Here is a 7,668-nt window from a genome sequence, read left to right as displayed (position 1 = left end):
ATAGATATACCTCTTTCTTAACTATGCTTATTTTACCTCATATTTTCGAGATCCTTAACAGGTTCTTAGCGGGATCTATGTTAAGAGATACCGCGAATGAATCGCGGTATGACGGTTAAGTAGGGTGTCATTCCAGTGCTCCTTTTTTTGTCATCCCAGCGTCACGCGTTGGTTTCAACATTATATCATGAACTTTCTAAAATTCATTGAACTGTGCTTTCAAACGGTAGTGCCGGGGTGTGAGTATAACGATTATCAGTATATAAAAGTCATAGCAGACAGGCTGGAAGCAGCGAGCGCTGGTGAAGTGAAACGAATAATATTCAATATGCCTCCGCGCTCGATGAAGTCCATGTGCATAAGCGTTGCGTGGCCCGCATGGATACTGGGCAACTGCGAGAATAATAGTTGCAAGTTATTCTCAGCGGCTCAGCGAAAAGCACTCGCTCGACACCAGGTGCGTGATGCAGTCTAGTTGGTATAGAGCGCTATTTCCAGAGATAGAACTATCCAAAGACCAGAATACCAAATATAAATTTCAAACAGTGCAGAGAGGATACAGAATCGCAACATCAGTTGGTGGAACACTAACTGGTGAAGGTGGTGATTTTATCATTGTGGACGATCCGCTCAGTTCTGCTCAAGCTTTGAGTGAAACGCTTAGAAAGCGTGCCACAAACTGGTTTGATCAGACTTTAGTAACCAGGCTGAACGATAGAAAAAAAGGAGTCATCGTTCTTGTAATGCACAGGCTACACCAGGAGGACTTAACTGGACACCTTCTCTCCAAGCCAAAAAACATATGGCATCATATTTGTTTGCCAATGATTTCTGAAAATAAGCAGGTTATTTATTCAATCAAAAAGCCAATACCTCCCGTTCCTATCATCCGAGTAGCTCAGCACTGTGCGACCAGGCGATTATATAATAAACCAGCGTCACCTGTAAGGATATTATATTCAAGAGAAGAAGGTCAGTTGTTATATCCCCTCGATGGAGGAAAAGAAGAAGTTGAGATAATAAAAGCTGAACTTGGGAGTTACGCTTTTGCTGCTCAATATCAACAAAACCCTCTGCCGCTTTCAAGTGGTATAATTAAACCAGAGTGGTTGAAACGCTATAAAAAATTTCCTGATAATCTCTCGCATATAACACAAAGTTGGGATACTGCGGTTTCAACAAGTAACATGAGCAACTTTAGTGTCTGCACCACCTGGGCAAAAATAGATAATAAATTCTATTTACTCGACGTATATTGCGCAAAGCTTGAGTATCCAAAGCTTAAAGAACAGGTTTTGTCACTAGCTGCAAGATGGACGCCACACGCAATTTTAATCGAAGCAAAAACAAGTAGTCAACAATTGGTGCAAGAGCTAAAGACAAACAGTGATTTACCGATTATTGAAATAGTGCCACATGATGACAAGCTCACTCGATTTCATCAAATTGTTCCGATTATAGAGTCTGGCAAGGTTTTTCTGCCACATCAAGCAGTATGGCTGAACGATTTTGAGTATGAGATTTTAATGTTTCCTGAAACGCGCCACGACGACCAAGTGGACAGTACCGTGCAATATTTGCAGTGGGTGAGAAACAGTACCTCCAGGGTTGCAGCTATACGAGCATTGTGATTTGAGTCTACCAGTACTGGGATGACAGCTAAGAGACAACCGTCATCCCGCTGCTTGTTAGCGGGATCTAGAGATACCGCGGCGGTATGACGTAGGACTGCTGTTATTCCAGTGTCTGGGCACCGCCGTCTTGGATGGAAAGGCTGGATCCAAGTAGTCAGCTACTCGTATGACATCTTTGTGTTTGAGGCAAAACCAGCTATAACATTTCTTCGCAAACGAATGTTCGTACAGTTGTGGGTCGTGCACAACTCTATTCCTACAGTGAGTAGCTCCCTCCTATCTTATTTATATCATATTTTTAACTTACCCAATAACATAAATTACTTTAGCTATGCTATAGCTAAAGTGGCTTAGGTTTACTTACAATTTGAAAAACAACAAATTCGTCATTCCGCTGCTCGTTAGCGCTGCGGCGGTATGATGTAGGGAAACCTTTCTTGGGTTAGCTATATCAATAGCATTGCTTTAAAAAGAGTGCCCATATTTTCAGTCAACCTTAAGAATTCACTAAAGATCCTATTCTTTTGTTCATCACTTGCGCTTTTCATTAAAGCCAGGGTTCTTTCTTTTATGCCAAAAAGATATAAAAATTCTCTTTGAGTTAAAATCTCGCAATCTACGTGTTTTAATGAATCTTTTAATGCTTGAAAGTTTACAAGTGCGGTAATATCACTATTACCAACATTCTCAAGAAAATTAGCATACTTATGTTGTTTTATCGATTGCAAAGTGCTCTTATATGCGGGGTATACATAACCGTAATCTACAATCAAAGCAGCTCCTTTATTATTATATATCTTCTTCTCAAGTTTTTTTAATATTTCAACCCCAACTGAACATATTTCCACCACTGCACCATTAAAAAATTTTCCATTTGTCATCTGAGTAGCTGACACTGGAATCCATGATTCTTTTTTTCTGGATTCCAGTGTCACGCACTGGCATGACACCAAGAGACTGCCATCATCTTGTTTTGTCACCATATTTTCATACCACCCCTCATCATGATATACAAACTGATCTATCGGAAGAGCGTCAAAGAACTCATTTGCTAAAAAAATGGTTGGTTGTTCTGGTAGGTTGTCAATATTTTTGTGCCAATTAACATCTAAGCTTTTTAATTTTTCCTTTTGTATCTTCCGTAAAGTAGGGCTTATTTCAACTAAGTGGATCAACATTGAATTAAAAAAGCTGCTGTACTTTTTAGTGACTCTTATTATATCGTGAATGAGTGTTCCTTTGCCTGGCCCAAGTTCAACTAGAGAAAATTTTGATGGCTTTCCTAATTTTTCCCATGTATGCATTATCCAAACTGCAATTACTTCACCAAATAATTGGCTGATCTCAGGTGCGGTAGTAAAATCACCATCCTTACCAAGCGGTAATTTACTTGTATAATAGCCGTATTTTTCATGGTACAAAACGGCATTCATGAAATCACTGATGGATATTGATCCTTGACTTTTGTCAATTAATTCGTGTATATAAGTGAGCATGTTATTAATAAATGTTTAACTATAGCGTGCCATAATATAAAATAGTGGAGTATTTATATATATAGTATAAACTTAAGTTTGTGAGTAATAGTGCTTCAGTTATGGACGACAAAAACACCGATTGTGTTGCCCTTATACCTCAAGATGATAGTATTGAATACAAATTTGAAGAAGCTGTCAATTTTATAGAAAACAAGGTTATAAATGCTGATGGGCTAACTTTAGCGGAAGTGTTTCAAGTGCTAGTTCAAATGCTAAATGGTGATCTAGAATTGGTAAAAAAAGTACTAGCATGTGCTAATATTATGGCAAAGCATGGAATGAAGGTAGCAAAAGAGTCGCAATTAAGCAGAGCTGATGTTCGCCGAGCTTTGGAAGGTAGAGAAAGTGTTGTCAATAGACAAGATTTTATAAAGAAACCACCTCTTCCACCTGCTATAAAATCGACCAAAAAGAAAAGTAGAGGTCTTTAGATGGCTGAATCTATAAAAAAATTTACTGTACAATGTGACTTCAAAGGGCAAAGTTCACCTTTTGCAATATACATAGGAAATCCAAAAAGTGATGCTCATCCAATTCATCATCAAGATTCCTGGCTTGTAAAAGAACGTGGAGGGAATATTCCTAATAAAGTAAAAGAAAGTCTACAAAAATTATATAAACTATCTCAAGAAAATGGTGTCTCTTTCTCAGAGTTATGCGCGTATGCCATTACTGTGGTTAGTAATAATGATAAAAAAAGTGACGACAAGGAGTAAGATAGTTTAATCCCTCAATATTTCATTTATAGAGATTTTCGATCTCGTCTTTTCATCCACTTTTTTTACTATGACTGCACAATAGGTTGAAATATTATTTTTAGATGGAATAGACCCTGGTACCACTACAGAATAAGGTGGCACTTCGCCGTAAAATACCTTGCTAGTTTCTCTATCAATAATCTTTGTTGATGCCCCAATAAACACGCCTATGCCAAGGACTGATCCTTCTCTCACTACCACACCCTCGGCCACTTCGCTACGTGCTCCAATAAAGCAATTATCTTCTATAATGACAGGTGAAGCTTGAATAGGCTCAAGAACTCCACCTATTCCCACTCCACCGGAAATATGACAGTTTTTTCCTATTTGCGCACAGCTACCAATCGTTGACCAGGTATCTATCATTGTTCCTGAATCAACATATGCACCAACGTTGATAAAACTTGGCATTAGAACAACATTTGTACCTATATAAGCAGATCGGCGGACAAAACACCCAGGAACTGCTCTAATTTTTAACTGGCGAAATTTCTCCTCATTCCATTCACTAAATTTGTTACCGATCTTGTCAAACCAGCAATTGGTATTGTCTATTATTTTGCTTTCTTCAGTGAGAAAATGTAATAACATTGCTTGCTTTATCCACTTATGTACTACCCATTCTCCACTTGATAGCTTTTCTGCTACTCTAATTTTGCCACTATCAAGGAGCTCAATTACCTCTTTAATTGCTATTCTTGCTGTTTTCTTTAGATTACAGTCATTAAATTTTTCTCTATTTTTCCAAATATTTTCTATCTCACTCTGTGTTTTTTTTAGTTGCAAACCTTCCATTTGTTATATATATATCGGTGTTAAATTTGTAGCTCTGTATCGTTTGAGCTTGTTACTACTTTATATGTAAGTGCTATGAAAATACAATGTAATAGTTGTACTAAAACTTACTTAGTATCTCCTAGGCAAATTGGCGCGTCTGGAAGAAAGGTAAAATGTACGAACTGCAATCACATATGGCGTGAATATCTAGAAGAAGTGTCAAACAAATCGCACTCTGCTAATATACAGGAAAAAAAAGTTAGTGGAAGGAATTTTTTACAAAATCTAGCATTTACCACTCTAGCTTTTGCAACAGCTACAGGGTTATGCGTCGTAATTGCTAACGGCATCTTTCCTAGAGAGATGAACAAAGCATACAAAACGATCAGTTTATACAAGGATTCAATAAGCTATAAATTAGGGTACAAAAAAGAACAAACAGAAAGTCCAAATGTAAAAAAACTTGCTGTAAATAAGTTTTATCAAGACTACCTTTTTTTATCTAATTTAAGATCTAGTTAAATAGGCATACCGATATCGGTCTCTAGCTACTCAGATGGTGCTTAGGGTGACAGAGTTTTGAAAATAAGTTATTTTTTAGCAAAAAAGGCAGCTCATGAGTATTAAAATTGCACCTTCTATACTTTCAGCAGATTTTGCAAAATTAGGGGAAGAAGTAAGAAAAATTAGCGATTTAGGTGTGGATTACATACACATAGACGTTATGGATGGGAATTTCGTTCCAAATATTACAGTTGGTCCTAGCGTTGTTTCTGCAATACGTAAATATAGCAATCTTCCTTTTGATGTGCATTTAATGGTCAAATCTCCTGGTAACCACATTGAAGGCTTTATAAATGCTGGTGCTGATATTATCACTGTACATGCAGAAGCAGAGACACACCTTGAGAGGTTGATAAGAAAGATAAAGTCATACAAAAATGTAAACGACGAAAAAAAACCGATTCAAGCTGGAGTTTCAATTGTTCCTTCAACTTCTCCAAGTGTGCTTGAATACATAATACATGAGCTAGATATTGTGCTGATTATGACAGTCAACCCTGGCTTTGGAGGGCAGGAATTTATTCATTCACAGTTGAACAAGATATCTACTATAAAAAAAATGATACAGGAGCGTAATCTTAAAACACAAATTTCAGTAGATGGTGGAATTAACTTTTCTAACGCAGCTGATATAATAAAAGCAGGCGCTGATATTTTAGTTGCGGGATCGGCGATATTCAAGGCTGAAGATATTAAGAAGGCCGTAAACGATCTTAAAAATCTATTGTTGTGACCCTATATAGCTAAAGTGGCTTAGGTTTACCTACAATTTGAAAAACAACAAATTCGTCATTCCGCTACTCGTTAGCGGAATCTATGCTGAGATACCGCGGCGGTATGACGTAGAAAAACCTTTCTTGGGTTGTATCCGTTCAGCTAAGCGGTGTGAGAGATGATAGATAAGAGGTTTTGGAAAGCCCATTTGTTTCCATGTCAAGTATAATGAAATTATCCGTTCAAGTTCCCCACTTCGATTGGGTAAAATATGAATTTTTGCGATAAATGACATAATGCCGTATCTGCTGTTCAGCATGGTTGTTTGTAAGCGGAATGTTTTCTGGGTCATCTAAAAAATTCCACATTATTCTTTCAGATTTCAAAATATTTTTTGCAACTCGAGAAGCTCCAATTGCTTCAGGTAAACGGCTTCAAGTAATACCTTGTACGTTTTCGCAACTTTCTGGCACGTCTGGTAAATCTAAAAACATCTATCTCATTTTTTAGCAAGGCCTTTTTTAGTGTAAATAATTCAGTGGCTACGTTTCTTAAGTAACAGCCCAGAACTTTAACTTCAACTATGTGCTAATCTTTCAAAATCTCTTGATAAATGTGCCCAACAGATTTGCCTGTTCTTATCGGCAAAGTAGTTGTATGCTGCGTATCTGTCGTAAGCTATTGCGATTGCAGAACTTACTATTTTGTAAAACCTTCATTCCTCTTGACTCTGTCAATTTTATAAAACTTGCTGTATTACTGGCAAACATCCAGCACCAACCAAGTTTACCTTTGTTATAATGGCTCGTTTCATCGATATGCAGAACTTCACTTTTACTTACTTCTTGCTCGATTTGCTCATATGCTTCTTGGCATTTTTCTGCAACTCTAGCCTCGCTATTTGACACGCTACCAACACTGATGTCCAGGTTGAAAATATTTTTTATAATATTTGCTACTTCTCTTTTCGAGTTCTTGTAAAATCCGCTCAGCGCCGCGATTGTTGACTTAACTTTTGGACCAAATGTATCCGCAGTAACACCTTCTGGTAGCCTGCTACTTTTTCTTTTTCCACACTTGCAACAGCGGCCATTGGTATTCCACAACATAAGGCTTAATTTCTGGCAAATCAACTTTTTGATGAATGTATGGCTCTTTCGATATCGCAATTTCTCCTCCGCACTCGCAAGAACTCTATTTTCACCACTTCATCTGCTTCCATTTTAGGGCGATACTTTCCTTCATGCCCAATCTGTGCCCCTATTTTCCTGTCACTTTTTTTCTTTTTCTTCTTTAGCTTGTATAACTCTTTTGAGCTCGGTATCGATGAATTTTGTGAATTCAGACCTAGTCTTTCTTTCAATTCAGCATTTTCGATTCTTAGCGCCTTATTCTCAGATCTAAAATTTTCGTTTTCTATCTCTAACCTCTTTATCTCTGCTTTTAGTTGCTCTATCTCTATTTTAAAGCTTTCACAGAGCTTGAGAAGACTAGCTAGTAGATCAGACATGTTTACCACACATACTACTTGTGATATTATGTTTTTAGCACTCCTTGTCTACTTTTTATTTTACCGCTCCGCTGAACGGATACCTTTTTTTTACTGTTTGAGTATGTAAGAACCTGTTTAAAATCTTCGTAATAGGAGAGAAATGAAGGAAAGGACAATCATTTGCAAGCTGG

At 37.4% G+C, this 7,668-nt stretch carries 6 protein-coding genes and 2 pseudogenes; 5 read left to right on the top strand and 3 right to left on the bottom strand.

Annotated features, from left to right (window positions below; genetic code table 11):
• The first annotated feature begins 187 nt into the window (after positions 1–187).
• Positions 188–1,631 (top strand): annotated as a pseudogene (terL, locus tag OZD63_RS03365) (phage terminase large subunit).
• A 449-nt stretch (positions 1,632–2,080) separates the two neighbouring features.
• Here terL and OZD63_RS03360 read toward each other — a convergent pair.
• A complete protein-coding gene (locus OZD63_RS03360; RefSeq protein WP_182320464.1) occupies positions 2,081–3,130 on the bottom strand; it encodes a class I SAM-dependent methyltransferase in 1,050 nt (349 codons plus the stop codon).
• Between the two features lie 80 nt (positions 3,131–3,210).
• Between OZD63_RS03360 and OZD63_RS03355 the strand changes: the two genes are divergently transcribed.
• Both OZD63_RS03355 and OZD63_RS03350 read left to right on the top strand, forming a co-directional pair.
• Positions 3,211–3,603, top strand: coding sequence for a hypothetical protein (locus OZD63_RS03355; protein ID WP_275008114.1), 393 nt, complete (start codon positions 3,211–3,213; stop codon positions 3,601–3,603).
• Positions 3,604–3,888 carry a DUF2610 domain-containing protein gene (locus OZD63_RS03350; RefSeq protein WP_010962783.1) on the top strand — a complete coding sequence of 95 codons (285 nt, stop codon included), beginning with the start codon at positions 3,604–3,606 and terminating at the stop codon, positions 3,886–3,888.
• 6 nt (positions 3,889–3,894) lie between these two features.
• Here OZD63_RS03350 and dapD read toward each other — a convergent pair whose 3' ends face one another.
• Positions 3,895–4,725 carry a 2,3,4,5-tetrahydropyridine-2,6-dicarboxylate N-succinyltransferase gene (gene dapD / locus OZD63_RS03345; RefSeq protein ID WP_274979953.1) on the bottom strand — a complete coding sequence of 277 codons (831 nt, stop codon included), beginning with the start codon at positions 4,723–4,725 and terminating at the stop codon, positions 3,895–3,897.
• Between the two features lie 75 nt (positions 4,726–4,800).
• On the opposite strand from dapD, the gene OZD63_RS03340 reads away from it, so the two are divergent.
• Entirely contained in the window at positions 4,801–5,229 is a 429-nt protein-coding gene (locus OZD63_RS03340; protein WP_275008113.1) for a zinc-ribbon domain-containing protein, read from the top strand.
• 94 nt (positions 5,230–5,323) lie between these two features.
• Positions 5,324–6,004, top strand: a complete 681-nt coding sequence (rpe, locus tag OZD63_RS03335) for a ribulose-phosphate 3-epimerase (RefSeq protein ID WP_274979955.1) — start codon at positions 5,324–5,326, stop codon at positions 6,002–6,004.
• A gap of 143 nt (positions 6,005–6,147) precedes the next feature.
• Here rpe and tnpC read toward each other — a convergent pair.
• Positions 6,148–7,495 (bottom strand): annotated as a pseudogene (gene tnpC / locus OZD63_RS03330) (IS66 family transposase).
• Positions 7,496–7,668: the final 173 nt, after the last annotated feature.

The sequence above is a fragment of the Wolbachia endosymbiont of Drosophila leontia genome (genome assembly GCF_028981785.1).
GTDB lineage: Bacteria > Pseudomonadota > Alphaproteobacteria > Rickettsiales > Anaplasmataceae > Wolbachia > Wolbachia pipientis.
The sequence above is the reverse complement of the archived record's forward strand: the minus strand, read 5'-3'. Positions and strand labels throughout refer to the sequence as shown.